General features: G+C 65.0%; 25 protein-coding genes. 14 read left to right on the forward strand and 11 right to left on the reverse strand.

Annotated elements, in window-relative coordinates:
• Window positions 1-35 precede the first annotated feature (35 nt).
• A complete protein-coding gene (locus AB4099_RS02450; protein WP_441476913.1) occupies window positions 36-2,114 on the reverse strand; it encodes an elongation factor G in 2,079 nt (692 codons plus the stop codon).
• Between the two features lie 401 nt (window positions 2,115-2,515).
• Here AB4099_RS02450 and AB4099_RS02455 point away from each other — a divergent pair, with 401 nt between their 5' ends.
• Window positions 2,516-2,806 (forward strand): putative quinol monooxygenase, encoded by a 291-nt coding sequence (locus AB4099_RS02455; protein WP_113512306.1) that lies wholly within the window; start codon window positions 2,516-2,518, stop codon window positions 2,804-2,806.
• 176 nt (window positions 2,807-2,982) lie between these two features.
• Here the strand turns inward: AB4099_RS02455 and AB4099_RS02460 are convergent, their stop codons facing one another.
• Entirely contained in the window at window positions 2,983-3,771 is a 789-nt protein-coding gene (locus AB4099_RS02460) for an SDR family NAD(P)-dependent oxidoreductase (protein WP_441476914.1), read from the reverse strand.
• Between the two features lie 444 nt (window positions 3,772-4,215).
• Here AB4099_RS02460 and AB4099_RS02465 point away from each other — a divergent pair, with 444 nt between their 5' ends.
• The 8 genes from AB4099_RS02465 to leuD all read left to right on the forward strand — a co-directional run bounded on the left by AB4099_RS02465 (window position 4,216) and on the right by leuD (window position 8,966).
• Window positions 4,216-4,602 (forward strand): hypothetical protein, encoded by a 387-nt coding sequence (locus AB4099_RS02465; RefSeq protein ID WP_441476915.1) that lies wholly within the window; start codon window positions 4,216-4,218, stop codon window positions 4,600-4,602.
• A gap of 125 nt (window positions 4,603-4,727) precedes the next feature.
• Window positions 4,728-5,123 (forward strand): 50S ribosomal protein L19, encoded by a 396-nt coding sequence (gene rplS / locus AB4099_RS02470; protein WP_043233560.1) that lies wholly within the window; start codon window positions 4,728-4,730, stop codon window positions 5,121-5,123.
• 115 nt (window positions 5,124-5,238) lie between these two features.
• Window positions 5,239-5,415, forward strand: coding sequence for a hypothetical protein (locus AB4099_RS02475; RefSeq protein WP_441476916.1), 177 nt, complete (start codon window positions 5,239-5,241; stop codon window positions 5,413-5,415).
• A gap of 93 nt (window positions 5,416-5,508) precedes the next feature.
• Window positions 5,509-6,927 (forward strand): 3-isopropylmalate dehydratase large subunit, encoded by a 1,419-nt coding sequence (gene leuC, locus AB4099_RS02480; protein WP_441476917.1) that lies wholly within the window; start codon window positions 5,509-5,511, stop codon window positions 6,925-6,927.
• Window positions 6,928-6,949: 22 nt separating this feature from the next.
• Window positions 6,950-7,195: a hypothetical protein gene (locus tag AB4099_RS02485; RefSeq protein ID WP_441476918.1), complete on the forward strand. Its 246-nt coding sequence runs from the start codon at window positions 6,950-6,952 to the stop codon at window positions 7,193-7,195.
• Window positions 7,195-7,668 (forward strand): metallopeptidase family protein, encoded by a 474-nt coding sequence (locus AB4099_RS02490; RefSeq protein ID WP_113512192.1) that lies wholly within the window; start codon window positions 7,195-7,197, stop codon window positions 7,666-7,668. The genes AB4099_RS02485 and AB4099_RS02490 overlap by 1 nt, the downstream gene beginning before the upstream one ends.
• Before the next feature lie 6 nt (window positions 7,669-7,674).
• Window positions 7,675-8,304 (forward strand): LysE family translocator, encoded by a 630-nt coding sequence (locus AB4099_RS02495; RefSeq protein WP_113512194.1) that lies wholly within the window; start codon window positions 7,675-7,677, stop codon window positions 8,302-8,304.
• 59 nt (window positions 8,305-8,363) lie between these two features.
• Window positions 8,364-8,966: a 3-isopropylmalate dehydratase small subunit gene (gene leuD / locus AB4099_RS02500; RefSeq protein ID WP_043233564.1), complete on the forward strand. Its 603-nt coding sequence runs from the start codon at window positions 8,364-8,366 to the stop codon at window positions 8,964-8,966.
• Window positions 8,967-8,972: 6 nt separating this feature from the next.
• Here leuD and AB4099_RS02505 read toward each other — a convergent pair whose 3' ends face one another.
• The 3 genes from AB4099_RS02505 to AB4099_RS02515 form a co-directional block, all read right to left on the reverse strand.
• The gene (locus AB4099_RS02505) at window positions 8,973-10,235 is read right to left on the reverse strand and encodes a DUF1501 domain-containing protein (RefSeq protein ID WP_441476919.1); all 1,263 of its coding nucleotides are present in this window, start codon (window positions 10,233-10,235) and stop codon (window positions 8,973-8,975) included.
• Window positions 10,236-10,240: 5 nt separating this feature from the next.
• The gene (locus AB4099_RS02510; RefSeq protein ID WP_113512196.1) at window positions 10,241-11,662 is read right to left on the reverse strand and encodes a DUF1800 domain-containing protein; all 1,422 of its coding nucleotides are present in this window, start codon (window positions 11,660-11,662) and stop codon (window positions 10,241-10,243) included.
• A gap of 155 nt (window positions 11,663-11,817) precedes the next feature.
• Entirely contained in the window at window positions 11,818-12,621 is an 804-nt protein-coding gene (locus AB4099_RS02515; protein WP_441476920.1) for a DUF4394 domain-containing protein, read from the reverse strand.
• Window positions 12,622-12,822: 201 nt separating this feature from the next.
• On the opposite strand from AB4099_RS02515, the gene AB4099_RS02520 reads away from it, so the two are divergent.
• Together AB4099_RS02520 and AB4099_RS02525 are read left to right on the forward strand one after the other, a co-directional pair.
• On the forward strand, window positions 12,823-13,386 hold the full coding sequence (locus AB4099_RS02520; protein ID WP_113512200.1) for a sigma-70 family RNA polymerase sigma factor: 564 nt from the start codon (window positions 12,823-12,825) through the stop codon (window positions 13,384-13,386).
• The gene (locus AB4099_RS02525; protein WP_113512202.1) at window positions 13,383-14,159 is read left to right on the forward strand and encodes an anti-sigma factor; all 777 of its coding nucleotides are present in this window, start codon (window positions 13,383-13,385) and stop codon (window positions 14,157-14,159) included. The genes AB4099_RS02520 and AB4099_RS02525 overlap by 4 nt, the downstream gene beginning before the upstream one ends.
• Before the next feature lie 18 nt (window positions 14,160-14,177).
• On the opposite strand, the gene AB4099_RS02530 is transcribed toward AB4099_RS02525, so the two are convergent.
• The 3 genes from AB4099_RS02530 to dapB form a co-directional block, all read right to left on the reverse strand.
• Entirely contained in the window at window positions 14,178-15,269 is a 1,092-nt protein-coding gene (locus AB4099_RS02530) for an ATP-dependent DNA helicase (protein WP_043233569.1), read from the reverse strand.
• A gap of 80 nt (window positions 15,270-15,349) precedes the next feature.
• Window positions 15,350-17,026, reverse strand: coding sequence for a methyl-accepting chemotaxis protein (locus AB4099_RS02535; RefSeq protein WP_113512204.1), 1,677 nt, complete (start codon window positions 17,024-17,026; stop codon window positions 15,350-15,352).
• Between the two features lie 161 nt (window positions 17,027-17,187).
• Entirely contained in the window at window positions 17,188-17,991 is an 804-nt protein-coding gene (dapB, locus tag AB4099_RS02540) for a 4-hydroxy-tetrahydrodipicolinate reductase (RefSeq protein ID WP_441476921.1), read from the reverse strand.
• A 92-nt stretch (window positions 17,992-18,083) separates the two neighbouring features.
• Here dapB and AB4099_RS02545 point away from each other — a divergent pair, with 92 nt between their 5' ends.
• A complete protein-coding gene (locus AB4099_RS02545) occupies window positions 18,084-18,944 on the forward strand; it encodes an alpha/beta fold hydrolase (protein WP_441476922.1) in 861 nt (286 codons plus the stop codon).
• A 6-nt stretch (window positions 18,945-18,950) separates the two neighbouring features.
• Here AB4099_RS02545 and AB4099_RS02550 read toward each other — a convergent pair whose 3' ends face one another.
• Window positions 18,951-19,535, reverse strand: coding sequence for a GNAT family N-acetyltransferase (locus AB4099_RS02550; protein ID WP_441476923.1), 585 nt, complete (start codon window positions 19,533-19,535; stop codon window positions 18,951-18,953).
• Between the two features lie 91 nt (window positions 19,536-19,626).
• On the opposite strand from AB4099_RS02550, the gene AB4099_RS02555 reads away from it, so the two are divergent.
• Window positions 19,627-20,241, forward strand: coding sequence for a LysE family translocator (locus AB4099_RS02555; RefSeq protein ID WP_441476924.1), 615 nt, complete (start codon window positions 19,627-19,629; stop codon window positions 20,239-20,241).
• Between the two features lie 16 nt (window positions 20,242-20,257).
• On the opposite strand, the gene AB4099_RS02560 is transcribed toward AB4099_RS02555, so the two are convergent.
• Window positions 20,258-20,953, reverse strand: a complete 696-nt coding sequence (locus AB4099_RS02560; protein ID WP_441476925.1) for an SDR family oxidoreductase — start codon at window positions 20,951-20,953, stop codon at window positions 20,258-20,260.
• A 33-nt stretch (window positions 20,954-20,986) separates the two neighbouring features.
• Window positions 20,987-24,586, reverse strand: a complete 3,600-nt coding sequence (locus tag AB4099_RS02565) for a hydantoinase B/oxoprolinase family protein (protein ID WP_441476926.1) — start codon at window positions 24,584-24,586, stop codon at window positions 20,987-20,989.
• A 232-nt stretch (window positions 24,587-24,818) separates the two neighbouring features.
• Here AB4099_RS02565 and AB4099_RS02570 point away from each other — a divergent pair, with 232 nt between their 5' ends.
• Entirely contained in the window at window positions 24,819-25,367 is a 549-nt protein-coding gene (locus AB4099_RS02570; RefSeq protein ID WP_441476927.1) for a TRAP transporter small permease, read from the forward strand.
• Window position 25,368 lies beyond the last annotated feature (1 nt).

The raw sequence follows: 25,368 nt of genomic DNA on the forward strand, positions 1-25,368 counted from the left end.
GTTTATATATGAACCTATTTGGTCACACCTGGGTTTCAGCGCCCATGCGCCAGGGCTTGCGCTGCCACGACGGCATCAGCCGATTTGCCGGCGAGTTCAGCAAGATGGTCGAACCTGACGCTGAAGGATCCGACGCCCGAGGTCGCCGAGCGCAACTCGACGATCAGGCCGCCCATTTCCGCTTCCGGGATCAGGGCGTTGATCTGATCCCAGCCACGCCATCCCGGGCGAGCGTCGTAGCCCAGGATCTGGCCGCGCCTTGCAGAAACGATGGCTGAGGCCCGTGACATCGCATCCGATGGAATGACGACCTCGACAGCAAGGATCGGCTCGAGCAGCACGGATCTGGCCTGCGGGACCGCGTCCGCCATGGCCAGCCGCGCCGCCTGCCTGAACGCCATGTCGGAGGAATCGACGGTATGGTAAGAGCCGTCCGTCAATGTTACCTCGATATCGACAAGTGGGAAGCCAAGCGGGCCGTTCTGGCAGAAATCCCGCACACCGGCCTCGACGGAAGAGATGTACTGCCTCGGCACGACGCCGCCCGTGATGCGGTCGACAAAACGAATGCCCTCGCCGCGCTCGAGCGGCGCCACCTCGAGCACCACGTCGCCATACTGGCCATGCCCGCCACTCTGCTTGCGATGCCGCCCACGCGCGCTGGCCTTGCCGCGAATGGTTTCACGATAACCGATCTCAGGCGGGTGATTCTGAGCCGAAACGCCGTAGCGCCCGGACAACCGCTCCATCGTCACGCGCAAATGCATCTCGCCCTGCCCCGAGAGCCGCACCTCGCCGAACTCCGGCAGATGCGACACGGTCAGCGCAGGATCTTCCTCTGCGATGCGCCCGAGCGCAGCCGTGAGCCGGACGTCATCCTTGCGATCCTTGACGCTGATCCCCAGCGCATGGACCGGCTCGGGCGGAGCGACCGACGTCACGACGCCCGGACGGACCTTGCCAACAGCCAGCGCATCCCCCGTGCGCACGCCTTCCAGCCGGGAAAAGGCGGCAACCTGCCCCTCTTCTGCTGCTGGCTTGCGCATCTGCTCGGCTCCCCTCAGCTCGATGACACCGCCGATGCGCGTCTCCACGCCGCTGGACGAGGTCACGACATCGCCCTCGGCGAGCCGCCCGCGCAGCACGCGGGCCAGTGAGATCTTGCCGCCCTGACTTGAATGCCAGGTCTTCATCACCTGCGCCAGCGGCGCGCCATCCTCGACGACGCCGATGCGCCCGCGGGTTTCCGGGAGCGAAGGCGCTTCATGCCGCAGGGCCTTGAGCAGCCGCGTGACGCCGTTGCCACGCTCGGCCGCGCCAATCAGCACCGGCACGACGTGGCGGTGCTGCAACTCCCGTGCGAGATCATCGAAAATGCGGTCCTGCGGCGGCTCCATATCGCCAAGCAGATCCTCCATCAGCTCATCATCATAGTCCGCAAGCTTCTCCAGCATCGAGAAGCGCGCCTCCTTCTCGCGGCCGACCTCCTCCGACCCGAGCGGCACGATCTCGCTCGGCGCATGTTCGCGGTAGATGAAGGCTCGCTCGAGGGCGAGGTCGATGAAACCGACGGCGATGCCCTTCTGCCAGATCGGGATCTGACGCAGCAGCAGCGGCGTACGGGAGGCGCGCTGCAGGATGCCAAGCGTCTCGCGCACCCGGCGCGTCGCCGTGTCGATCTTGTTGAGGAACAGGAAACGCGGAATATCCGCCTCCTCGAGCTCGCGCAGGACGAGTTCGAGCGCCGGTGCCTTGCGGTCGTCCGCCTCGCACACCACGACCGCGGCATCGACGACAGGCAGGACGTGACGCATCTCGTGCAGGAACTCGACCGAACCGGGGCAATCGATGAAGCTGTAGCTCTCCCCGAGGAAATCGACGGTCGCGACATTCGGCTCGGTGCTCATCTGGTGAGCACGTGCCTCCGCAGAGGCATCGCCGGCACTGTTCTTCGCCTTGACGGAGCCGGCCCGTGAAACCGCGCCGCAGCGCTCCAGAATGCTCTCGAGCAGGGTCGTCTTGCCGCTCTGAAAGGGACCAACGATGGCGATGCATCGCGGCCCCGAAGCTCTCTTGCCGGTGGCCGAACCTCCATTGCCTGATGTCGCAGCCATAGCGTCCTCCTTCGGGTTGTGGCCGCGCACCAGCCCCAGAGCTGACGCCCGGCGCAACGCGGCGAAGAACCGACGAGAACGATGTCACAGCGCCCACGCCGGAAAGGCGGCGGTCGCTCAGGCCCGACTGGGTCGGGCGGCCGTCGAAGAGGGATGTCGAGGCAAAGGTTCGCGCTGTTGGCCGCGCAGCGCAAGCAGAATGTTCCCGGCGTGACCTCTCGCACCCGCCCAAGCCAGTGCTGCAGGACAGTCTTGAACCGTGTCGGAAGCCGCTCGATATCCCCGGCATCCGGCGAATGGCTCACCTTTCAGAAGGGCGGGCGGCGCAGGATGGAAAGTCCGCCGGTGGTGTTTGCAAATTGCGACCGATCGGCGAGGCTCGCAATGCAAGAGGAATGCCCGTGCTGAAGGTGATCGCCCAGGATTTCATCAAGACCGAGGCCATCGGGCTTGTCATGCCCCTCTATGAGGAGCTGGTCGAAAAGACCCGGCTCGAAGAGCGTTGCATTTCCTATGATCTCTTCATCGACCAGAAGGACCCTGGGCACTTCATCTTCATCGAGGAGTGGCCGGATCGCGCCGCCCTCGATGCGCATTGCCGCACCGAGCATTTCGTGCGGTTGGTCCCCCTGATCGACAAGCATCAACGGGCGGATGGCACCTATATCCTGATGGAGCCCTTTGCCGTGTGATGCAGGCGTTGCGAAGAGTTCCGAAGGATCAAGCCCGGAACCCGAGCACTCCGTCCGTTCATTGAAAGAGCGGGAAAGCCCTCTGCCACAGAGGGATTGTTTCCCGCGCCTTCACCTGCTCGCCTCCGGTTCCTTAGCTTTCGCCAAGCGTCCCCTTGCCGCCCTCGGTCATGACATCAGCGATTGCGCCTTTCACCGCGCAATGTCGTCAGTCCGATTCCGACCGCGTCGAAGCCGCCATCGACCGCGAGCGTCTGGCCGGTGATGTAACTGGCCTTCTCGCAGCAGAGGAAGAAGATCGCCTCGGCGAGCTCTTCTTCCCGCCCGTAGCGGTTGAGCGGGATGACGTCATGGTAGTCGGCCCGGATTTCCGGGCTGTGGACCGCTTTGGCCATTGCGGTGTCGACCGGCCCCGGCGCAACCGCGTTGACCCTGATTCCGAGGCTGGCGAGTTCGGCCGCCTGCTGCTTGGTGAGATGGGCAAGAGCCGCCTTGCTGGTGCCGTAGGCGACACGCAAGGTCGAGGCGCGCAGGCCGGAGATCGAGGTGATGTTGACGATCGCGCCGCCGCCCGTATCCGCCATCAGCGGTGCCGCGACCTGCGTGCAGAGAAAGGGTCCGGTGAGGTTGACCGCGAGCACGCGCTGCCATTCTGAAAGCGTCGTCTCCAGGATCGGCTTGAACACGGCGGTGCCCGCATTGTTCACCAGGGCATCGAGCCGGCCAAAGCGCTGCATCAGTGCCTTGAAGGCGCCTTCGACCGCGGCCGCCTCGGCAACGTCGCAGGTCAGCGCCAGCGTCGTCTCCGGTGCATTGAGCTCCGCCATCGCCAATGTCAGCGTCGCCCCGTCGATATCCAGCAGGGCGACCTGCCAGCCCTCGGCCAGAAAGCGTTTCGCGGTCGCCAACCCGATGCCGCGCGCGGCGCCGGTGACGAGAGCAACTTTGGCGATGTCCTGAGGCATTGAAGCGATCCGAAACAGAGACGAACACGGGCCCGTCTACGCTATGCGCCCTGGCAGCGCCCCAGCAAAGCGCGTGAATGCGGGCACGGTATTCCGAATCCGATTGGAAATGGCTACCGGAGTGACCTGCGATCAGGCGCTACGCCGCACACCACCTCGCGCAGGCATGGAGGCGCGTGCCCTGGCAAACACTCACGGTCTGCTGAGATCTGCCGCGACAGCACCAGCTTTGGTCCGCCGTCACAACATGAAGCAAGCAGACCTTGTGTTGTTGCATCGATCGGGACATCCTCATTCCAGCTGCGCGCCAATTCATTGAGTTTGCCATGAAATCGCGCGAACCATCTGCCCTCTTTCTATCCTGCCCAGAGAAACCCTGTCTCAATAGACCAAAGACGGCCCGGCCGACCGCGTTCTGATCCCTGACCGCCGAGGGAGATTGCCTTGAAAGCATCGAATCTGAGCTTCCGCGCCGCCGTTCTCATCGCCCTCGCCGGCATGATATGGGGTATCGTCATGGCAATCTCGCGAGATCATTCGGCGTTGCCGGCGCACGCTCATCTCAACCTGTTGGGATGGGTGTCCTTATTTCTGTTCGGTATCTTCTATCGGCTGCATCCATCCGTGGACCTCACCAGAAGCGCGCGGATCCAGGTCTGGTTCTGGATCGTCGGAACGCTCGTCCTGACAGTTGGCGTGGCGCTGGTGCATTCCGGAAACGCGATTGGCGATCCGATCGCCGGCGTGGGAGCCCTCGCGGTACTGGCGGACATGGCTCTGTTCGGCTGGCTGGTCTTCAGGCAGGAGCAGGCGGGCATGGCAGCGAAATAGCGCGGCACCGGCGCCTCAATTCCCTCGACAAACTTCGCCCTCTCCTGTATCGCCAGCCCCTCAACTGAAAACAGCGAGCCGTAACGCCCGCGTGAACACACGCGACAACGGCCATGGAGAGACCCATGAATATCATCGAGCAGATCGACCAGGAACAGATCGCCAAGCTGAGCGCAGGCAAGGAGATCCCGCATTTCCAGCCCGGCGACACCGTGCAGGTCAACGTCAAGGTCAAGGAAGGCGAGCGCAGCCGCGTTCAGGCCTATGAAGGCGTCGTGATCGCCCGCAACGGCGGCGGCCTGAACGAAGCCTTCACCGTCCGCAAGATTTCCTATGGCGAAGGTGTCGAGCGCGTTTTCCCGCTCTATTCGCCGAATATCGATTCCATCAAGGTTGTGCGCAAGGGCAAGGTCCGTCGCGCCAAGCTGTATTACCTGCGCGATCGTCGCGGCAAGTCGGCCCGTATCGCCGAGCGCGTCGAGGCCCGGCCTGCCAAGGGCGACAAGTCGGCCGCCAAGTAAGCGCCACTGCGCTGTTGTGAATACCGGAACGCGGTCCCTTGGGGCCGCGTTTTGCGTTGGTCGGCCCGGCGTCGGCTTCGTTGCCGGCACAGTTTGGAACTGCTAGAACATCGTCATGAACACTGTCCTGCCCAGTGATGATGACTGCTGCCGCATCGTGCGCCGCGAGGCGAACCTGCGCCGCATCCCGACGACGCAGGATTTTGCGGCGCTGCATGACCACGCGCGCCTGCCCTGGCGCTTCTTCGGTCGTTTCACGACCTCGGCGGCAGCGGGCCTTAGGCGCGCCTGAGACCGGCCCGTTGGCCGGCGACAGGCTTTTTGCGTTGCGCCAGCCGGCCTTGAGCGCCGGCATCACAGATTTCCACGACCGAGGCTTATCGACATGACGTCGTCCACCGCCCCCCGCACGCTTTACGACAAAATTTTCGACGACCACATCGTCGACCGCCAGGAAGACGGCACCTGCCTGCTCTATATCGATCGGCATCTGGTGCATGAGGTCACGAGCCCGCAGGCCTTTGAGGGCCTGCGCATGACCGGCCGCAAGGTGCGCGCGCCGGAGAAGACTCTGGCCGTCGTCGACCACAATATCCCGACGACCGACCGCAAGGCCGGCATCGCCGAGGAGGAGAGCCGCATCCAGGTCGAGGCTCTCGCCAAGAACGCCAAGGACTTTGGCGTCGAGTATTTCAACGAGCTCGATATCCGCCAGGGCATCGTCCACATCGTCGGTCCCGAACAGGGCTTCACCCTGCCCGGCACGACGATCGTCTGTGGCGACAGCCACACCTCGACCCATGGCGCCTTCGGCGCGCTGGCGCATGGCATCGGTACGTCGGAGGTCGAGCATGTGCTCGCCACCCAGACGCTGATCCAGAAGAAGGCGAAGAACATGCTCGTCCAGGTGGACGGCACTCTGGCCAAAGGCGTCACCGCCAAGGACGTCACCCTCGCCATCATTGGCGAGATCGGGACGGCGGGCGGCACCGGCTCCGTCATCGAATATGCCGGCGAGGCCATTCGCGCCCTGTCGATGGAAGGCCGCATGACGGTCTGCAACATGTCGATCGAAGGCGGCGCGCGTGCCGGTATGATCGCGCCGGACGAGAAGGCTTTCGCTTATCTCAACGGCCGGCCGAAAGCCCCAAAGGGCACTGCCTGGGATGAGGCCATGCGCTACTGGGAGACGTTGCGCACGGACGAGGGCGCGCATTTCGACCGTATCGTCAAGCTCGATGCCGCCAACCTGCCGCCGATCGTCTCCTGGGGCACCAGCCCCGAGGACGTGATCTCGGTCGCGGGAAGCGTGCCGAACCCGGATGACATCGCCGACGAGACCAAGCGTTCGTCGAAATGGCGCGCGCTCGACTATATGGGCCTGAAGCCCGGCACCAGGATGACCGAGATCCCGCTCGACGTGATCTGGATCGGCTCCTGCACCAATGGCCGCATCGAGGATCTGCGCGCCGTCGCCAAGATCGTCGAAGGCAAGACGATCGCCGGCTCGCTCGACTATGCCATGATCGTCCCCGGCTCCGGCCTGGTTAAGCAGCAGGCCGAGGAAGAAGGTCTCGACAAGATCTTCCTCGCCGCCGGCTTCGAATGGCGCGAGCCCGGCTGCTCGATGTGCCTCGGCATGAACCCCGACCAGCTCAAGCCCGGCCAGCGCGCCGCCTCGACCTCGAACCGCAATTTCGAGGGCCGTCAGGGCTTCAAGGGCCGCACCCATCTGGTCTCGCCGCAAATGGCCGCAGCCGCTGCGCTCGTCGGTCATTTCGTCGATGTGAGGCAGATGGGCTGATGCGCGAGCGGGGACACAGGTCATGACCGGCGATCCCCGCGAAGCCGCCCGGGCCGCCAAAGCCAAGGCAGTGCTGGAGCGCGTCAAGCGCGACGAGGAGGGGCTGCTGAGCTCCTCTATGGGCCGCGCCGCCGATCACTTCTCCGGCCGGGACGCCCCTGAAGGCGACACTGTCGAACTCTGGGGCAGACGCATCGGTCGCGCGCTGTCGCTCGTCGGTGTCGTGCTGCTCGCCTGGTGGCTGGGGCATCAGCTCAAGATCTGGTGATGGGAACCGTGCCTTCGATCAAAGCATCCGCCAGCGCCTCGGCATCCGCCGAGGTGTCGTCCGCTGTTGCCTGGGACGACGTCAAGGCGCCCAGCGCCGCTGATTTCGAAAGCCTCGCACAGACCGCCTATGATCGCCTGCCGGACGAGTTCCGCGCGCTCTGCGCGGACCTGATCATCAACGTCACCGAGTTCCCCGAGGACGATGTGCTGAAGGAACTCGAGATCGAGAGCCCCTTCGACATCCTCGGCCTCTTCACCGGTGTCGGCCTGCCACAGCAGGGCTCGGGCCCGCAAACGGGCCAGATGCCCAACATGATCCATCTCTATCGCCGTCCGATCCTCGACTACTGGTCCGAACATGACGAGAGCCTGGGCACCATCGTCACCCACGTCCTGGTCCATGAGATCGGCCATCATTTCGGCTTTTCGGACGAAGACATGGAAGCGATCGAAGCCGGGGCGGAGCGATAGACGATGATGGACGATCTGATTCGGCATCTGCCGAGCCTGGCCCTGGTCTACTCCGCGTTCTTCCTCGCAGTTGCCAGCCCGGGCCCGAGCAATCTTGCCGTGATGGCGACGTCGATGGAGCGCGGTCGGCGCGCCGGAATGACGCTCGCACTCGGCGTCACAACCGGCTCCCTGACCTGGGGCATCCTGGCCGCCATTGGCGTCTCGGCCGTGATCGTGGCTCATCCCGGTGCGCTCTATGCCATCAAGATCGTCGGCGGCGTCTATCTGCTCTATCTGGCCTGGCGCTCGGCGCGTTCAGCGATGCGGGTAGACATGCCCCCGCCGAAAGCCACGGTTTCGGGGCGTCGCGTCTATTTGCGCGGCTATCTCATGCACCTGACCAACCCGAAGGCGATCTTGAGCTGGACCGCGATCATCGCGCTCGGCTTGCGACCGGAAACACCCGTGGTTGTGGTGCATGCCATCATCATCGGCTGCCTGCTGATCTCGCTTCTGATCAATCAGGGGTATGCCCTGCTGTTTTCGACCGCCTCCATGATCGCAGGCTATCGCAAGATCCGCCGTCGTGCAGAGGCCTGCCTTGCCGCCTTCTTCACCTTCGCCAGCTTCAAACTCCTGACGGCGCAGCTGTGAAGCGCGTTGTCGGCCACGTCACGATATCCTAGCCAGAAAGACCTGTTGGAGCCCTCGCCATGCAGCCCTTCACCACCCTGACCTCAACCCCGGCGCCGCTGAAGGTGATCAATGTCGACACCGATATGATCATCCCCAAGCAGTACCTGAAGACGATCAAGCGCACCGGGCTGGGCACCGCGCTGTTCGCCGAGATGCGCTACAACGAGGACGGCGCAGAGAACCCCGATTTCGTGCTGAACCAGCCAGCCTATCGCAAGTCGGAGATCCTGGTCGCCGGGGACAATTTCGGCTGCGGCTCGTCGCGCGAGCATGCTCCCTGGGCCCTGCTCGATTTCGGCATCCGCTGCGTGATCTCGACCTCGTTTGCCGATATTTTCTACAATAACTGCTTCAAGAACGGCATCCTGCCGATCGTGGTCTCGCCCGAAGACCTCGAGAAGCTCTTCGACGACGCCGATCGCGGCTCCAACGCGACGCTAACGGTCGATCTCGCAAAGCAGGAAATCAAGGGCCCCGATGGCGGCACGGTGACGTTCGACATCGACCCCTTCCGCAAGCACTGCCTGCTGAACGGGCTCGACGATATCGGCCTGACCATGGAGAAGGCGCCGAAGATCGACGCCTTCGAGGCCAAGCTCGCCAAGCGCGCCTGGGCCTGATCGAGATCAGACGACCAAGCCCGGCATCGGCGCAATATCGCCGGTGCCGGGAAATACCTTCTCGGCCAGAACCGGTCCCGACAGGCCGAACAGATCGGTCACGACACCCTTTGCGACCGCCCGGATATCCGTGGTCGGCCTCAGGTCGCGCTGCTCCCAGAGCTGCTCCGGTTTCAGCCCTGGCCAATCGGCGATCACACGGCCGCCCCTGACCGCCCCACCGACCAGGAACGCGACGGTACCGGTCCCATGATCGGTTCCGACCGTGCCGTTGACTCTGGCGGTTCGACCGAACTCCGTGACAACCATCACGACCGTGTCCTTCCAGACCCGCTTCAGCCCGGTCTCGAACACATTGAACGCACCATCGAGCCCACCGAGCAGCCCGGCAAGCCGCCCCTTGGCGCCGCCTTCATTGGCGTGGGTATCCCAGCCCTCGAAGGCCAGCGCCGCGATGCGAGGACCGTCATCGGCACCAACGAGCCGCGCCGCTCCCTCCGCGATCTGGACCATGCCCTGGGGATTGCCCGGGCCGCCACGTGCTCGCATCCTGTCGCCGCCCATGCCCTGGCCGAGCACGATCGTCTCGGTCTCGATCGCCCGCGCAAGCACGTTCGCCAGCATGGGGTCACGCTGCCCGTAAAGGTCGCCCAGTCGCTGGATCAGATCATCTCCGGCGCGCGGCATCACCGGCGGCGCCCAGCCCAGCACGGGGGCCTGGCCCCTGACGATCAATGGTGGCACCACACCAACCCCGAGCACGCCGTGACGCGCGATCGCCTCACCAGCCGGCAGCGCCGCAATCATGCGGTTGAGCCAGCCGCTATCGACGCGCCCCGGGCCTTGCTGACCGCTTTCCAGCACATCCTGCCCATCGAAATGCGAGCGCTCGCGATAACCCGTCGCTGCCGCGTGCACGATCGCGGCATACCCCTGGCCGTAGAGCCGGGCGAGGTTGGGCATGGCGGGGTGGAGGTGGAAGAAGCCATCGAGCGGCAAGGCCGCATCCGCTCCATCGCGCTGCAGCGCGATATCCTGACGCAGATCGGCATAATTCGGATCGCCGATCGGCGGAACGGCGGTGAGGCCGTCGAGCGCACCACGCAGCACCACGGTGATGAAGCGCGCATCCCGACTTCCGGCCGCCGCATGGGCGAATTTCGGCATGAATGACCAGGCGAAGAGCGCGCTCGCCGCCCCCAGCACGGACCGGCGTGATGGTGTCATCGCCTCGCAATCATCGTCATCGTCGCGGATTGCGTCTGACATCTGGCTCACCTCCGCTGGAATTCGGGCGACATCAGCAAGAGCGCGATCGCCTGCGGCTTGCTCTCGGCGCGGGCCACCGCCTGTTTGGTCTCGGCTGAAGCGAGCGGGCCGAGCACGGCCTCGAGCAGGGCCCGTGGATCACTGGCAGCGCCAGCCGCCTGACGCCCCCACACAGCCGCGACATCGATCCGCGTCTTGATGCCTTCAGGCGTTGCCCATGCATCGTTGTTTCCGGGAAAACCATTCGGACCGGAAGGCTGCCAGAGGGGCTGGCCCATCGTCGCAAGCGCCCCTGCAATGGGACCGAACTCCGGCTTACGTCCAAGCGCCCGCAGCATCGCCAGCAAAAGCTCCTGCGGCTGGCGCAGCTTCGCGGCCTCCGTACCCCATGCTTCGTTCGACTGAATGAGAGCGGCCGATACCGCGGCGAGATCGCCCTCCGTACGGCGCCAGGTTTCCACCAGCTGGGAAACGAGCGCCGACGGGGGATCATCCGCCACGAAATGCCGCGCGAGCTTCAACGCGACATGCCGGGCTGTCGCGGGATGACGCGCGAGGTCGAGCAGCGCGAGCCTCCCCTGCTCCGCCCCGGCCTCTTCATAATCCTTGCCGAGCAGCGGATGCACCCCAGGCTCATGCACGCCGGCATTGAAGGCAAAGACGCCGGGAAAACCGAGCCGGCCGTCGCGGCCGGCAATTGTCCAGCCCGTGATGATGCGGGCCAGACTGGTCACATCGGCTTGCGAATAGCCGCCGGAGACACCCAACGTATGCAGTTCCATGATCTCGCGGGCGAGGTTCTCGTTGAGCCCGCGGCCACGGCGCTTGCCCGCCGGAGAGTTCGGTCCGATCGATTGCTGATTATCGAGATAGATCAGCATGGCCGGATGGCTCTCGACGGCCAGGAGCATGTCTTCGAACCGGCCAAAAACATGGGGGCGTATCGCCTCACGCTCATAAGCCCCGGCCAGCACCCGCACGAAGTTGCCTTGCGAGACGGAGACGCAGAAATGGTTCGACCAGAACTGCGCCAGCCGTTCGCCAAAACCGGCGAGCGGTTCCAGCCCGGCACGCATCCGCGCGGCCACCTCGTCGCGATAGATCCTTTGCGGCAAGGGAGGCTCGGGAGGCGCCGACGCCCCCTCCCCTCCGTTCATCCCGCCCGGGGCCGGTATCATCGCCGCCTGCATGGCCGGGCGCGGGGCCTCACGCTCGGCCTTCTCCTTATCCTGGAAGGCATAGAAGGCAGATCCGATCTGCGCCTGCCCGACGAGATCGAGGCCGATCGGAACGGGAACGCTCCTGCGCTTGGCCTCATCGAGAAACAGATCCCGGGCGTCGCCGCCGATCGCCGCCAGATCGCCGGGACGCAGCCCCAGGCCGAAGCGCTGCAAACCGAGAATATTCAACCGCGAATCGCGCGCCATCGACGACTCCCTCGCCTTGAGCAGGCAAAGCCGAGCATCCGGGTCAACTATGGCGAAAATCGCATGCCCGATGCCGCGCGCCGAGATAGAACATCGAAAGGCCGCCACGCCCTGCGGCGTGGCGGCCCCTCCGAGGCGGTTTTGGTCCCGCTTGCCTACATCGCCGGCAGCGCCGCGACGTCGCGCACCGGCCCGTTCAGCCCGGTGACCTTGCCCACCATCGAAGCCTTGCCCGTTGCGAGATCGACCTTATGCAGGGTGCCGTCCGCCAGCAGCCAACCGGTATTGGCGCCTGACGCATCCGTCTCGATATCGAAGGCGATCGCCTTCGCTGTAACGCCGAGCTTGCCGACAGCGCCCAGCACGCCGTCGTTCGGCGGTGCCTGTTTCAGCAACCCGCCAATCTTGCCGTCGATATCGTAGAGCGCCGTCTCCTTGGTGCCCTTCACAGAGTTGGAATAGGCGCCGGCAACGACCATCGGCGTCTCGCCCTTGTGCATGTCGGTCTCGGCGAATTTCAACGTGCCGTCGACCGTGGTCTTGCCATCCTCGACATTGACGCGAAGGTTGGTGCCGTCGGCGCCGATGACGCGCAACCGGTCGGCGGCCGGGTTGAAATCGACGGTCGCCATGGTGCCGGCGGCAAGCGGGGTATCCATCTTCGACTTCATCGTCGCTTTCCCGCTCGCCGTATCGACCGTGAAGATCGTGCCGTCGGTCGACAGCGCGTAGAGCATTCCGTCGGCGGGGCGGACATCGATGCCGGCGATCTTGCCGGTCACGCCAGTGACCTTGATGGACTTGCCCGCCTTCTGCGTCGCCGTATCGATCATTGTCAGCGTGTCGTCGCCCGTCAGGGCGGCGAGGGTTCCGGCAGGGGCTGCCAAGGTCGCGGCGAAGGAAGCCCCCAGAATCGTGGAAGCAATCAGCGCGAGGCGTGTGGCGCGTGCAATCTGCATGTTATCCTCCGAATCGTCTGTCGCATTGTTTCGAGGGCTGTTCGCCGCCTGATCCGGCGCGGCACCCAATTGGGGTAAGCTTGCGGCACAGGGGCGGATGCGACGGAAAAAACAAAAAACTGAGACGCATCCGAAGCTGGCTGAGCCGCGTATTCATCTATTCGCGCACGCCTCGGGCACTGCGCCGAGGAGGAGACAGGGATGGCGATGAACACCGTAGTGCCGCCAAAGGCTACGGACATCGAAACCGCGCTGCGCGACTGTGCCTCCGGAGATAAACTTGCGCTCAAGCGCATCTACGACGCCGAGGCCGCGCGTATGATCGGGGTGGCCCAGCGTCTGCTCAAGCGGCGCGCGCTGGCCGAGGAGGCAGTGCAGGATGCCTTCGTCCTGATCTGGCGACATGCGACGCGGTTCGATCCGCAGCGCGGTGCCGGCCTGACCTGGATCTACGCGATCCTGCGCAACCGCTCGCTCTCGATCCTGCGGGATGAGAAGCGCACGGAAACCACCGATATGCCTGTCGCCGAGGAAACCGCGAGCGAAGAGGACGATCCTGAGACGGTGATGTCGAAACTGTCCGACGCCAAGGCACTCCGCGCCTGCCTGGAGACGCTGCCGCCGCAGCGGCGCGGCATCGTGCTGCTTGCCTTCGTCCAGGGGTTGACCCATGGCGAGATCGCGGGGCGCCTCAAAATGCCGATCGGCACCGTCAAATCCTGGATTCGCCGCTCCCTGATCTCGCTCAAGGAGTGCCTCGGATGAGCCCCTCCTCCACCAGATCTCTCGGCCCGGAGGAGCGCACCGCGCTGGCGGGCGAATATGCGCTCGGCCTGATCGAGGGGGCCGACCTCACGGCCTTCGACCAGCAGCTCGAGGCCGACCCCGATCTGGCTGCAGCGGTCGAGCGCTGGCGCGTTCACTTCGCGGCCATCGATGCCACCGCCGCGCCCATCGAGCCGCCAGCGGCGCTATGGAGCCGGATCGAGACCGAGCTGGCGACGGTCGCGCAGCAGGCGGCTCCCACAAGCATGAGCAGCGTAGCACCGGCTCGGGCGTCGCGCCCCGCGGCGCCAGCAGCCAGCCGCCTGTCCGATTGGTGGAACAGCCTCTTCCTCTGGCGCGGCGCAGCAGTCGCCGGAGCGCTGGCGACAATCGTTCTGGCTGCAGGTCTCCTCAACGCCCTCGATCGGGCCAGGCGCCAGCCCGTGATGGTCGCAGTGCTGATGACCGAGGCCAGCGTCGCTGCAGCAGTCGTCAACACCTTCGCCGACGGCAGGGTCGAGATGGTGCCGCTGCAGGCGATCCATGTTCCCGAAGGCAAGGCCCTCGAAATCTGGACATTGTGGGACCGCGCGGTGGGCCCGCGCTCGGTGGGACTGATCGAGCGTGCCCGCTCGACCCATCTCAGGCTGGACCAGCTGCCGCTTGGCAAGGATCAGCTCTTCGAGATCACCCTGGAACCCGCGACAGGCTCGCCGACAGGGAGGCCGACCGGCCCCATCATTGCCAAGGGGACCACGGCGCAGGCCCTGTGAACCCCACGGGCTCTGCCGCTACACCACCACCGTGATCGTCTCGGCCGCACGCGTCAGCCCGGTATAGAGCCAGCGCGCCCGGTGCTCGCGAAAGGCAAAGGCCTCGTCGAAGAGGACGATGTCATCCCATTGCGAGCCCTGCGCCTTGTGGACCGTCAGGGCATAGCCGAAGGTGAATTCATCGGTGTGCTTGCGCAGCTCCCACGGCACCTCCTCCTCGGTGCCGTCGAAGAAATTGGGCATCACGGAGACCTTGACCGGCTTTCCTCCGGTATCGTCCTCCGGCGTGACCCGCATCGTGATCAGGCCCTTCTTCGAGGTCTTGAGTTCCTGCACGATCCAGGAGCCGCCATTGAGCAGGCCCTTGCTCTTGTCGTTGCGCAGGCAGACGAGCTTCTCGCCCGCGACCGGCACGGTGGAATCCCGCCCCATGAGCTGCCGGATGCGGGCATTGTAGAGCCGGCGCGTCTTGTTCATGCCGACCAGGACCTGATCGGCGCCCAGCACCAGCTCGGAATTGACCGCATCGCGGCGAATGACCCGGCTCTCGCCATAGTCGCCGACATCGAGGCGCCCTCCTTCGCGGACGATCATCGACATCCTGACGATGGGATTGTCCGCAGCCTGGCGATGGACCTCGGTCAGCATCACGTCCGGCTCGGTCTCGGTGAAATACCCGCCGCCCTTGACGGGGGGCAACTGCGCCGGGTCGCCGAGAACGAGGACCGGCGTGCCGAAGGAGAGCAGATCCTTGCCCAGCTCCTCGTCGACCATCGAGCACTCGTCGATAATGATCAGCCCGGCCTTGGCCGCGTTGCTCTCGCGGTTGAGCACGAAGGTCGGGCTTTCCTCATCGACGCCACGCGAGCGGTAGATCAATGAGTGGATGGTCTGGGCGCCATCGCAGCCCTTGTTGCGCAGCACCAGTGCCGCCTTGCCGGTGAAGGCGGCGAAGACGACCGTGCCATCGACACCCTCGGCAATATGGCGCGCGAGCGTCGTCTTGCCTGTGCCGGCATAGCCGAACAGCCGAAAAACCTGAGGCTCGCCAGCCTGAAGCCAGCGTGCGACCGCGCTCAGCGCGGCATCCTGTTGCGGCGACCAGCTCATCGCGGCGGAATCCGATATGCGACCATGCCGCACAAAGGCGCGAGTCGCTCGCGCAATGCAAGTACAAGAACAGAACGGGATCAGGCGGCGCGCAGGCGCCTGACGAATTCTTCCGCCTCGCCCTGCAGCGCAGCGATGCGCTCGTCGAGGTCGCGGGCCCCGAACGCGCCCCTGCCCGCCTGCTCGACAGTCTGAGCATTCGCCTCGGCGATCTCCGCCATTGCGCCCGCAGCCGTTTCCGTCACACCCGAAATACGCGCGACCGTGTCCCCCAGCGAGCCCATCAGCTCGGAATGCGAGGCGACCATGGTCGAAATCTCGGTGCTGGCCTGTTCAACGGCACCGACACTGGCGACGATGCCCGAAACCGCCTGCGCCGCCTGCGACAGCGCCGCGTTGACCGCTGCAATGCGCCGCACGATCTGCGCGGTCGCGTCGGCCGTCTGGCCCGCCAGCGCCTTGACCTCGCTCGCGACGACGGCAAAACCCCGGCCATGCACGCCCGCGCGCGCCGCCTCGATCGTTGCGTTCAACGCAAGCAGATTGGTTTGCCGAGCGATCGTCTCGATGATGTCGACGACATCGCGGATTTGCCCCGCATTCTCGGTCAGACGCAGGACAAGGCCGGAGGTGCCAGCGGCATCCTGCGTCGCCACCGTCGCCGTTTGTGAGACACGGTGCACTTCCGCATTGATCTGGCCGATCACCTGCTCGAGGCGCAGAGCCGCCTCGGTAATGCGCCGCGCCTCAAAGCCCGCCCCGTCGACGGCGGAAGCGGCAGTGCCCGTGCTCTGCGAGACCTGCTGCGCCCGCACCGCAGAATCCTGCTGTGCCGTGCGCAGAGCTTCGCTCAGCCCGGCGATGTCGTGGAGCAGGGCGCCGATCCGATGTTCGAATTCCTCAGCGATGCGGCCGAGCTCGTCAGTTCGCTGGTTCTGGTGGAACAGCGCCCGGTCGGCCTCGGCATCGCGCGTGACCAGGGTTGCCCGCACTTCGCTCAGCGCCCGCACCGTGCGGGCAAGCTGGCCAATCTCGTCGCGGCGCCGGACATGCGGCACCGTGATGACGGCAGACGTCGCCGTCGCAGTGGCGATTGTGGCCATCAGATCGCGCAGGGGGCGGGTGAGCTGGGTCCGCAGCAGATACATCGCCAGCAGCGCACAGGCGAGCGGCAGGCCAACCGCCGTCGCGATCACCCGCAGGCGCAGCGCGTGGGCTAGTCCCGCAGCCTCAGCTGCACTGAGCTGTGCGCGCCGGTCCAGGCCGTCGGCAAGCTTCGACGTGACGAGAATGATCTGGCGGACATTCTCGCGCACCGCCTCGGCCGAGGCCTCGATGAGTGCAGCCTTTGCCGAGACCTCACGCCCCATCATGACGATGTCGCGCTGGAACGAAATGAACGTCCTGATCCGGGCATCCAAGGTCGGATTGGCGTCGCGCAGCTCGCGCGGCAACGAAGAGATCAGACTGGCCCGCGCCGCATCGACCAGTTCCACAGCTCCATCAAGAGAATCGAGCGCGGTCTCGATCGCACGCGGCGTCGCTGCGTCATCGAAACGGCTGAGTAGCGAGGCCTGCGCCACGCGGTTCGAGAGCAGCGCTGCGCGATTGACCAAGGCCATGCTCGAGAAGGCGTCGCGATCGATTTCGCGGACCGCGTCAAAGCCCCGAACCGCGCTGAACAGCCCGAGGCCAGCGGCAATCCCCATGAGCGCAAACAGCATGGTGATCTTCGCCGTCAGCCCCAATTGCCGCATCGCGTTCCCCCTCGTCGTAGCGCGCCCTTCCCTTCGCAGATGCGAACGAACGCTAGGTTAACAAGACAGGGGGAACACAATAAAAATCAACAAGTTAGCCGGATATTGACCGGACAGCCGAAGCTGCTTCGATTGCGAAAAACAACGGCAGCGCCGGTTGATCAGGCCATCAGGCTGTCCAGGCCACGGCGAAGCCCGACCTGGTCCGCAACCCGCCGCGCCGCCAGCAAGGTGCCGCCGACATAAGGCGCAGCAGAGGTGCCGGCATCATGCCGGATCACCAGCCGCTCGTCGGGGAGGCCGAAGACCGCCTCGCAGGACAGGACGAAGCCCGGCATCCGCAGCGAATGGACCTGCACCGCATGCGGCGCACCTATTGCCGCGCCGCGCGTCTCGCGGGCGCCGCCAAGCTCCACAACCGGCTTCGAGGTTCCGGCCATACGCTCGACACTGAGCGTCTCGGCGAGCTCGCGCCCGGTTCCGGACGGCGTGTCCGGCTTCGACGCGGAGGCGTAGTCGATGATCTCGATATCCGGCACATATTTCACCGCTTCGCGGGCAAAGCGGCGCAGCAGCGTCGCGGTGATCGAGAAATTGCCCGCGGCAAGCACGCCGACGCCAGCCTTGAGCGCAGCGGCCTCGATCTCCGCATAATCCTCGCCGGTCATGCCCGATGCGCCAACGACGACATGGCGCCCCGCCGCGACGGCTGCCAGTACATTGCCTTTCACGCTGTCGGGCTTGGTAAAGTCGATCAGGACATCCGACGGCACGGCGAGCGCCTCCCTCACGGTTGCAAAGATCGGCTTGCCATTGGCTGGCTGCCCGGCCGCCTCGCCGAGATCGCTGCCTGCTGCCTTGCGCGAGACGCCCGCCACCAGCTCGAGGTCAGACGCGGCCTCGATTGCGGCGACAAGCGCCTTGCCGACCCAGCCGGTGCAACCGGCAAGCGTGATCCGGATCATGGGAAACTCCCAACATGAGGTCGGAAACAATTGAGTTCGATCATCGGCCCCTTACAATTCAAGGCCTCGATGCGGTGGGGGGAATCGAACCGATGCGTGTCACTGTCAACGGAGTGCGCCTCTATGTCGACATCGAAGGTGCGGGGCTCACGCCCGATGGCCCGGCCATGCGGGAAAAGCCAACGCTGATCCTGCTTCATGGCGGTCCAGGCGCCGATCACAGCATCTACAAACCCGGTTTCTCCGGCTTAAGCGATATCGCCCAGATCGTTTATTACGATCACCGCGGCTGCGGCCGCAGCGAAGACGGCCCACGTGAGAGCTGGACATTGGACCAGTGGGCCGATGACTTGAAGGTGCTCTGCGACACGCTCGGCATCGAAAGACCGATCATCCTCGGCACGTCTTTCGGAGGCTTCGTCGCGCAGGCCTATGCGACGCGCCATCCCGGGCATGCCGCCAAGCTGATCCTGATTTCCACGGCCGCCAAGTTCGATTTCCCGGCGGTCTACGCAGCCTTCGAACGGGTCGGTGGTCCAAGAGCCAGTCAGGCCGCCCGGAACTACTGGTCGGCGCCAGCGCCTGAGACGCGTGCGCCCTATACTGAGATTTGCTTTCCGCTCTACGCAGCGCAACCGCACACCGGATCGAACGATTGGGTACAAAGGCTCATCTCGCGCAACGAGACAGGCGTCTGGTTCAATGGCCCGCACAACGAACAGGGTCGCTTCGATTTTCGCGCCGCGCTGGGAACTGTGAATTGCCCCGTCCTCGTCATGGGAGGCGAGGAAGATCCGATCACGCCGATTGCCTTCAGCGAGACGATCGCAGCGAGCCTTCCGCCCGAATGGGTTCGTTTCAAGCGCTTCGCTGGTTGCGGCCACGGCATTGTCGGCGACAATCCGGAGGCCGCTTTCGCGACGATGCGAGATTTCATTCTCGACGAAGCGTGAAATCGCTCAAAGCGCGAACCGCATCAGCGGCCGACCCTCCTTCTGCCGCGCGACCTCGACGAAACCGGCCCGCAGGAAGACCCGCTCGGGGCCGACGTAAAGGCCTTCGCTACTGCGCTTGAATTCATGGTGCATGGGGGCAGCCTCAAGCAGGCGGGCGCCGCTCTCGCGGGCGAACACGATCGCGCCATCGAGCAGGGCCGCGGTGACGCCCTTGCCCCGCCACGACTTGCGGACGAAGAAGCAGGATGCCGCCCAGACCCGCTCATCCTCGGCCGGCGCATCCGGAAGCGGCGTCGAGGCGCGGCGTGGATTGTTCCATTCAGGAATGTCGCGCCGAGGGCCGACCTGGAGCCAGCCGACACAGGTCTCGTGTTCATAGGCCAGGACACCAGGGGGCGGCCCCTTGCGAACCCGCTCCTCGAACAACTGCCGTGCCCCCTCGCCCAAGAGTGGCAGGCGCTGCTTCTGGGGCATGCGGAAATGGTTGCACCAGCAGCCATAGCAAGCCCCCTTCGGGCCAAAGAGATCCTCGAGATCCCGCCAACGCTCGACCGCCAACGGCAGAACTTTGAAGGCAGAGGCCAACATTCTCCCTGTTCCTTTCGCCGGCAGCACAAAGGGTCTCGACTCATTGGCGGCTGGCTGAGATGACTCCACAATCGAGAGGGAGACTGCCGCCATGTCCTTCGAGCTCTTCGCCGCTTATCTCGTTGCCTGCTTCATCATCGTCATCGTGCCGGGCCCGACCGTAACGCTGATCATAGCCAACAGCCTGAAGCATGGTACCCGCGCCGGGCTCCTGAATGCGGCAGGAACCCAGCTCGGCCTCGCTATCATGATCGCGATCGTCGGCATCGGCCTGAGCTCGGTCATCGCGGCGATGGGCCATTGGTTCGACTGGGTGCGGCTCGCCGGTGCCGCCTATCTGATCTGGCTCGGCTGGAAGATGCTCCGGGCCGGCGGCGCCGAGGACGGCACCGTACAAGCCCGTGCGCCACGCGGCGGCTTCTTCCTACAAGGCGTCCTGGTCGCGCTCAGCAATCCGAAGACACTGCTCTTCTTCGGCGCCTTCTTCCCGCAATTTCTCGACCCCGCCCGCGATCACGTCACGCAGATCGCGATCATGGGAATGACCGCGATGCTCTTCGCCGCGCTCAGCGACAGCGGCTATGCGCTGCTGTCCGGGCGGGCGGGACGGTTTCTGTCGCAGAAGCGCGTGCGCCTGCTCTCACGGGTCAGCGGCGGCTTCCTGATCGGCGGCGGCCTATGGCTCGCCTCGTCGCGCGCCAGTTGATCCGCCGCCTCAAGCCTCACCAGGCGATCGCTTCGCCCTTCCAGGTCCGGAAGCTGTTGGTGTCGGAGATGCCGGACTGGCCGATCGTTGCGATCAGGCCTGCGGCGCTTTCCGTTGGTGGGATATCGGCTCCGCCACCGCCCATATCGGTCTGCACCCAGCCCGGATGGAACAGCAGGATACTGACGCCGCGCTCGCGCACGGCGTTCCCGAACACGACCATGGCCATGTTCACGGCCGATTTCGACGAGCGATAAGCGAGCGCGCCCGAGGGATTGCCGGCGATCGAGCCCATGCGGCTGCTGATCGTCGCGATCTTGCGCCCTTGCGAGGCCTCGACATTGGGCAGGAATGCCTGTGCCACGCGCAGCGGCGCATAGACATTGACCTCGAACACGTCGCGCCAGGCCTCGAAATCCATGTCCAGCGCGCCCTGCTTGTCGCGCGGGCCGTAGACGCCGGCATTGTTGACCAGGACGTCGATCGGTCGGTCGGCGAGGGCAGCCTTGGCAGCGGCGACGCTCGCATCCGACGTCACATCGAGGGTGATCGGCGTGACGAGCCCGCCATGCTTGGCGACCAGCGCCGCAAGGCCGGGGCTTGCCGGATCGCGCGCGGCGGCGATGACATGGTCGCCACGCGCCACCAGGGCGGTCGCAAGCGCAAGGCCGATGCCGCGATTGGCGCCGGTGATCATCCAAGTCTGAGGCATATCCATCTCCCGTGTGGAGACAGGACCTAAGCCTCAGCCCTTCGCTTTTCCATAGCCTCCCGCCGTCGGCGTGATCACGGTTACTGCCTCGCCCGCCTCAAGCAGCGTCTGGTCGCTCGGCTTCAGTTCCTCGACGATGCCGGAAAGCCGGCGGACGATCGTCTTGCCGAGCTGCCCGGCCTCGCCCCCCTTGACGCCGAAGGGGCGCACACGGCGATGCGAGGCGAGGATGGCGCAGTCCATCCGCTCGCGGAAGCGGATGGTGCGGCTGGTGCCGTCGCCGGCATTCCATTCACCCTTGCCGCCGGAGCCGGGGCGAATGTGGAAATCCTCGAGCACGACGGGAAAACGCGTCTCGAGGATCTCCGGATCGGTCAGGCGCGAATTGGTCATGTGGACATGCACGCCGGAGGTGCCGTTGAAACCCGGGCCTGCCGGCGAGCCGGAGCAGATCGTCTCGTAATACTGATACTGATCGTTGCCGAAGGTCAGGTTGTTCATTGTCCCTTGCGAGGCCGACATCGCCTCGAGCGCACCGAACAGCGTATTGGTGACGGCTTGGCTGACCTCGACATTGCCGGCAACGACAGCGGCTGGGTAATGCGGCGCCAGCATCGAGCCTTCCGGCACGACGATCCTGATCGGCCGCAGGCAGCCCGCATTCATGGGAATCGCGTCATCGACCATGACGCGGAAGACATAGAGCACCGCCGCACGGGTCACCGGCGCAGGCGCGTTGAAATTGTCCTCGCGCTGCGGCGAGGTGCCGGTGAAATCGACCGTCGCCTCGCGCCGCAAACGATCGATCGTGATCTTCACCTTGATCGCGCAGCCCTGATCCATCGGATAGGTGAACTCGCAATCATGCAGCTTGGCGAGCAGCCGTGCGACGCTCTCGGCCGCATTGTCCTGGACATGGCCCATATAGGCCTGGACCACGTCGAGGCCGAAGGAGCGGATCATCTTCTTCAGCTCAGCCACGCCCTTCTCATTCGCAGCGATCTGCGCCTTGAGGTCGTTGACGTTCTGCACGACGTTGCGGACGGGATAGCGCGCGCCGGTCAGCAGCTTGACCAGCTCCTCCTCGCAGAAGCGGCCCTGATCGACGATCTTGAAATTGTCGATATAGACGCCCTCTTCCTCGATATGCGTCGCCAGCGGCGACATCGAGCCGGGCGCCACGCCACCGACATCGGCATGGTGGCCGCGGCTCGCCACCCAGAACAGGATGTTCCTGTCCTCGGCATCGAAGACCGGGGTGCAGACCGTGATGTCGGGCAGATGCGTGCCGCCATTATAGGGGGCATTGAGGCAGTAGACGTCGCCGGGCCGGATGACGGGGTTGTTCCGGATCACCGTCTCGACCGACTTGTCCATCGAGCCGAGATGCACCGGCATATGCGGTGCATTGGCGACGAGGCTCGCAGTCGAGTCGAACACGGCGCAGGAGAAGTCGAGCCGCTCCTTGATGTTGACGGAATAGGCGGTGTTCTGCAGCGTCACGCCCATCTGCTCGGCGATCGACATGAACAGGTTGTTGAAGATCTCGAGCATGACGGGATCGGCCCTGGTGCCGATCGCGGCATTCTGCACCAGCGCCTTGCTGCGATGCAGGACGAGATGGTCCTTGGCCGTCAGCTTCGCAGTCCAGCCATCCTCGACGACGACTGTCTGGTTCGGTTCGATGATGATCGCAGGTCCCGCGACGCTCTGCCCCGGAGCCATCGCCTCGCGCCGCACAATCGCCGCCTCGTGCCACTGCCCCTTCGAGAACAGGCGCGTGCGTTCGGCAACCGCCGGTTCACCGACCTGCTCCCCAGCCGCCGCCTCCTCGAACCTGGCGCCCCCGCCAACGGCTTCGACCTCGACCGCCTCGACGACCAGCGCCTTGGTCTCGTCCATGAAGCCGAAGCGCGCCTTGTGCGCGACCTGGAAGGCTTCCTGCATTTCCGTCCGGCTGCCGGACGCAATCGCGATCGCCGTATCGGTGCCGGCGTAGCGGATATGGGCACGGATATGGATGGCGATCTCGCCATCCGGCACGCCTTGCCCGATCAGTTCGGAACGCGTCTCGGCGCCCAGCCGTTCGGCCACCTCCGCCATAGCAGCCTTGACCTCGGCATCGAGCGGCACATCGAGCGCGGCCGTCCGCGTCGAGCGGATTTCGGCGAGCCCCATGCCATAGGCCGAAAGCAGGCCGGAGAACGGGTGCAGCAGCACGGTCTTGATACCGAGCGCATCGGCGACAAGGCAGGCATGCTGTCCGCCCGCACCGCCGAAGGAGTTCAAGGCATAGCGGGTGATGTCATAGCCGCGCTGCACCGAGATCTTCTTGATCGCCTCGGCCATGTTGGCGACAGCAATCTGGATGAAGCCATCGGCCACCTCTTCAGGGCTGCGGTCATCGCCGACCTCGGCCGCAAGCGTCGAGAACTTGGCGCGGACCGCCTCCACATCGAGCGGCTGATCATGCTGCTCGCCAAAAATCGCCGGGAAATAGGCCGGAATCAGCTTGCCGACCATGACGTTCGCGTCGGTGACCGCGAGCGGGCCGCCGCGCCGATAGGCGGCCGGCCCCGGATTGGCGCCGGCCGAATCCGGGCCGACGCGGAAACGCGCACCGTCGAAATGCAGGATCGACCCGCCACCGGCCGCAACCGTATGGATCAGCATCATCGGCGCGCGCATCCGCACACCGGCGACCTCGGTCTCGAAAGCGCGCTCGTACTCGCCGTCGAAATGCGCGACATCAGTGGAGGTGCCACCCATGTCGAAGCCGATCACCTTGTCGAACCCGGCCGAACGCCCGGTCTCGGCCAGGCCGACGACCCCTCCGGCGGGGCCTGACAGGATCGCATCCTTGCCCTGGAACAGCTCGGCCGCTGTGAGGCCGCCGGACGACATCATGAACATCAGCCGTGCGCCGGTGCGCCCGATGTCGAGCTCTTCGGAAACCTGCGCGACATAGCGCCCGAGGATCGGCGAGAGATAGGCATCGACCACAGCTGTATCGCCACGCCCGACGAGCTTGATCAGCGGCGAAACCTCGTGGCTGACCGACACCTGCGGAAAGCCGATCTCCCGGGCGATGCGCGCTGCAATCTGCTCATGCTGAGGATGGCGATAGGCGTGCATGAAGGCGATTGCCACGGCGCGGAAACCGGCATCGTACTGTGCCTGCAAGGCCGTGCGGATCGCGGCCTCGTCCGGAGCCTGCTCGACGACGCCATCGGCCAGCACGCGTTCCGAGATCTCGACCACCGCCTCGTAGAGTTGCTCGGGCTTGATGATCTCCTTGGCGAAGATATCGGGCCGCGCCTGATAGCCGATGCGTAGCGCATCGCGGAAGCCCTTCGTCGTGACGAGCAGGGTGCGGTCACCCTTGCGCTCGAGCAGGGCGTTGGTCGCAACGGTGGTGCCCATGCGCACCTCGCCGATGCGTCCGGCAGGGATGACCTCGCCGGCCTTGAGGCCGAGATGGTCGCGGATGCCCTGGACGGCGGCATCGCGATAGGCACCCGAATTTTCCGAGAGCAGCTTCCTGGCGTGAAGCTTGCCTGCCGGATCGCGGCCGATCACGTCGGTGAAGGTGCCGCCGCGGTCGATCCAGAAATCCCAATGGCTCGCCGTCATGACACTCTCCCCAGCGTGACGTGAATTCACTTCGACAATTCATCGATAAATCGTCGATGAAATATTGACAAGGCGAATTCGGCGACTACGATCGCAATTGTGACCGGAACATGGCTGAGGGGCCGGGCCGGTCGAGGGAGGATGCGATGACAGGATCGACCCTGGCAATCGGGCTCGGCATGCGCCGACAGCCCCGCACGGCGGCAAAGCCGCACTCCGGGCGGAGCGCCCGATGATCCGCACGATCCTCGACAAGCTCTATCTCTTTGCAGGTTACGCGGCGGGTTTCTTCCTGGTCGTTATCTTTGTCCTGATGATGGGTCTCTCCATCGGGCGCGAAATCGGCTTCAACATCCCCGCCGGTGATGATTTCGCGTCCTGGAGCATGGCGGCGCTGGCCTTTCTCGGCCTTGCCCATACCTTCAAATCCGGCGAGATGATCCGGGTCGGCTTGCTGATCGATCGTTTCAAGGGCCGCACGCGCTGGGCCTTCGAGGTCTTCTCGCTCGTGCTGGGCCTCGGCTTCACCGGATTCTTTGCCTGGCACGCCGTGGTGATGACCTGGCAATCCTATGAGTTCAACGACGTTGCCGGCGGCGTCGTGCCGATGCCGCTCTGGATTCCGCAACTCGGCTTCTCCGGCGGATTGGTGATCCTCTTCATCGCCTTCGCCGACGAGTTCGTTCATGTCGTCCTGCGCGGCAACGAGCCCCGCTACGAGAAGCCGCCCCCGCAAAGCGACGAGGAAGTCGTCGAGCGTGCCATGCAGAGCGGGGTCTGAC

Source organism: Allobosea sp. 2KB_26 (assembly GCF_052115715.1).
Lineage (GTDB): Bacteria > Pseudomonadota > Alphaproteobacteria > Rhizobiales > Beijerinckiaceae > Allobosea.

What these genes read in the sequence shown, in the direction of transcription:
- AB4099_RS02535 (WP_113512204.1), bottom strand. Translation starts at nt 17,026, where the DNA reads ATGCGGCAATTGGGGCTGACGGCGAAGATCACCATGCTGTTTGCGCTC.
- AB4099_RS02505 (WP_441476919.1), bottom strand. Translation starts at nt 10,235, where the DNA reads ATGTCAGACGCAATCCGCGACGATGACGATGATTGCGAGGCGATGACA.
- AB4099_RS02520 (WP_113512200.1), top strand. Translation starts at nt 12,823, where the DNA reads ATGGCGATGAACACCGTAGTGCCGCCAAAGGCTACGGACATCGAAACC.
- AB4099_RS02525 (WP_113512202.1), top strand. Translation starts at nt 13,383, where the DNA reads ATGAGCCCCTCCTCCACCAGATCTCTCGGCCCGGAGGAGCGCACCGCG.
- AB4099_RS02560 (WP_441476925.1), bottom strand. Translation starts at nt 20,953, where the DNA reads ATGCCTCAGACTTGGATGATCACCGGCGCCAATCGCGGCATCGGCCTT.
- AB4099_RS02490 (WP_113512192.1), top strand. Translation starts at nt 7,195, where the DNA reads ATGGGAACCGTGCCTTCGATCAAAGCATCCGCCAGCGCCTCGGCATCC.
- leuC (WP_441476917.1), top strand. Translation starts at nt 5,509, where the DNA reads ATGACGTCGTCCACCGCCCCCCGCACGCTTTACGACAAAATTTTCGAC.
- AB4099_RS02450 (WP_441476913.1), bottom strand. Translation starts at nt 2,114, where the DNA reads ATGGCTGCGACATCAGGCAATGGAGGTTCGGCCACCGGCAAGAGAGCT.
- AB4099_RS02530 (WP_043233569.1), bottom strand. Translation starts at nt 15,269, where the DNA reads ATGAGCTGGTCGCCGCAACAGGATGCCGCGCTGAGCGCGGTCGCACGC.
- dapB (WP_441476921.1), bottom strand. Translation starts at nt 17,991, where the DNA reads ATGATCCGGATCACGCTTGCCGGTTGCACCGGCTGGGTCGGCAAGGCG.
- leuD (WP_043233564.1), top strand. Translation starts at nt 8,364, where the DNA reads ATGCAGCCCTTCACCACCCTGACCTCAACCCCGGCGCCGCTGAAGGTG.
- AB4099_RS02555 (WP_441476924.1), top strand. Translation starts at nt 19,627, where the DNA reads ATGTCCTTCGAGCTCTTCGCCGCTTATCTCGTTGCCTGCTTCATCATC.
- AB4099_RS02515 (WP_441476920.1), bottom strand. Translation starts at nt 12,621, where the DNA reads ATGCAGATTGCACGCGCCACACGCCTCGCGCTGATTGCTTCCACGATT.
- rplS (WP_043233560.1), top strand. Translation starts at nt 4,728, where the DNA reads ATGAATATCATCGAGCAGATCGACCAGGAACAGATCGCCAAGCTGAGC.
- AB4099_RS02565 (WP_441476926.1), bottom strand. Translation starts at nt 24,586, where the DNA reads ATGACGGCGAGCCATTGGGATTTCTGGATCGACCGCGGCGGCACCTTC.
- AB4099_RS02475 (WP_441476916.1), top strand. Translation starts at nt 5,239, where the DNA reads ATGAACACTGTCCTGCCCAGTGATGATGACTGCTGCCGCATCGTGCGC.
- AB4099_RS02460 (WP_441476914.1), bottom strand. Translation starts at nt 3,771, where the DNA reads ATGCCTCAGGACATCGCCAAAGTTGCTCTCGTCACCGGCGCCGCGCGC.
- AB4099_RS02545 (WP_441476922.1), top strand. Translation starts at nt 18,084, where the DNA reads ATGCGTGTCACTGTCAACGGAGTGCGCCTCTATGTCGACATCGAAGGT.
- AB4099_RS02550 (WP_441476923.1), bottom strand. Translation starts at nt 19,535, where the DNA reads ATGTTGGCCTCTGCCTTCAAAGTTCTGCCGTTGGCGGTCGAGCGTTGG.
- AB4099_RS02510 (WP_113512196.1), bottom strand. Translation starts at nt 11,662, where the DNA reads ATGGCGCGCGATTCGCGGTTGAATATTCTCGGTTTGCAGCGCTTCGGC.
- AB4099_RS02570 (WP_441476927.1), top strand. Translation starts at nt 24,819, where the DNA reads ATGATCCGCACGATCCTCGACAAGCTCTATCTCTTTGCAGGTTACGCG.
- AB4099_RS02485 (WP_441476918.1), top strand. Translation starts at nt 6,950, where the DNA reads ATGACCGGCGATCCCCGCGAAGCCGCCCGGGCCGCCAAAGCCAAGGCA.
- AB4099_RS02495 (WP_113512194.1), top strand. Translation starts at nt 7,675, where the DNA reads ATGGACGATCTGATTCGGCATCTGCCGAGCCTGGCCCTGGTCTACTCC.